The organism is Streptomyces sp. NPDC006733 (genome assembly GCF_040636125.1).
GTDB lineage: Bacteria > Actinomycetota > Actinomycetes > Streptomycetales > Streptomycetaceae > Actinacidiphila.
In genome coordinates this window covers 1-1571 of the sequence record NZ_JBEYJD010000121.1, presented here as the reverse complement: position 1 = coordinate 1571, position 1571 = coordinate 1, and the positions used below count along the sequence as shown (strand labels likewise).

1 protein-coding gene is annotated in these 1571 nt (G+C 67.0%); it reads left to right on the top strand.

Going from position 1 to position 1571, the window contains the following annotated elements:
- Positions 1-239: 239 nt before the first annotated feature.
- Positions 240-1391 (top strand): ISAs1 family transposase, encoded by a 1152-nt coding sequence (locus ABZ721_RS40905; protein ID WP_358793920.1) that lies wholly within the window; start codon positions 240-242, stop codon positions 1389-1391.
- Positions 1392-1571 lie beyond the last annotated feature (180 nt).

Here is a 1571-nt window from a genome sequence, read left to right as displayed (position 1 = left end):
GCCCGAACCAATGAAAGGTGGGAGGAGGGACCGACCAGGGGTTCATCGAGAACTGGCCAGAGCGACGGCATCAATCTGCCAGGCACCTCGTGCTGCAGGGCTGTTGCAAAGTCGTTTTGATCTCGTAGGTGCGCTGGTCATGGCGGTGTGACGGTGTCCGGCGGAGGCGCTACGAACGCAACGAAGCTCCCGTTGATGCGGGTGACCTTGCCAAGTCGCCTGCGCCAACAGGAGCTTCGATGTGCCGTCAGTCTGCCAGCATCTGTCTGATCAAGTCGCCTTCGCGTCAGCACCGCGGGCTCGTGCGTCTGCCGGAGCGGCTGGCCACGCTGGCTGACCCGCGCCATCGGCGGGGGAAGCGTCACCCGTTCGTGAGCGTGCTGCTGATCGCCTGCTCGGCCGTGCTGTGCGGGGCACGCTCGTTCGCGGCGATCGGCCAGTGGGCCAGGGCGGCACCGCAAGATGCCCTGGCCCGTCTTGGTGCCCGTACCGAGACCGTGTTCAACGTCCGCCTCGCGCCGAGCGCGGCGACCATCCGCCGCGTCCTGAACGCCGTCTGCCCGGGCGGGCTCGCGGACCTGCTCGGCGCCGACCCCGCCGGAGCCGACACCCTGGCCGTCGACGGCAAGACCGCCCGCGGCTCGCGCACCACCACCAAAGCGGCCGCGCACTTGCTGGCCGCGATGACCGGCACCGGACTGACCGTCACCCAACTGCGGGTCCCGGACAAAACGAACGAGATCACCTGCTTCGCCGCTCTGCTGGAACCATTCGACCTGGCCGGCGTGACGGTGACCGCCGACGCGCTGCACACCCAGCGCGAGCACGCCCGTTTCCTGGTGGAGGAGAAGCAGGCGCACTACCTGCTGGTGGTCAAGGCCAACCAGCCCCGCCTGCATCACCAGCTGCGGTCGCTGCCGTGGGGAAAGGTCACCGCGCGGCGTTACGACCGCGAGGAGGGACACGGGCGCAAAGAGACGCGGGTGACTCGCGTCCTCACCGTGGGCGGCCTCGGCCTGGACTTCCCGCACGCAGTGCAGGCAGCACGCATTCTGCGCCACCGCACCGACCTGAAATCCGGGAAAGTCAGCCGCGAGACCGTCTACGCGCTCACTGACCTCAGTGCCCGGCAGGCATCCCCGCAGCGGATCGGGCATCTGGCCAGGTCACAGTGGGTGATCGAGAACCGGCTGCACTTCGTGCGCGACACCACCTTCGCCGAGGACGCCTCCAAGATCCGCACCGGACACGGGCCGGACAACATGGCGACCCTGCGCAGTTTCGCGATCAACCACATGCGAGCGGTGGGCCAAACGAACATCGCGGCCAGCCTCCGCGAGATGTCATATGACTGTTTCCGACGACCGCTCGATCTCCTCGGCCTCGCCTGACCGGCAACGATCCAAGATCAAAAGACTTTGCAACAGCCCTGCTCGTGCTGTTCCTGCTTCGGGTTTTCCCGGCTGATACCGAGCGCCCGGCCTTAAGCCCTGATATTTCTGCGTGTGATTGCGCCTGGGGGGCATGAGGACTACGCTTTCCCGCCAAAGACGGGGCGCATATGCCACCAC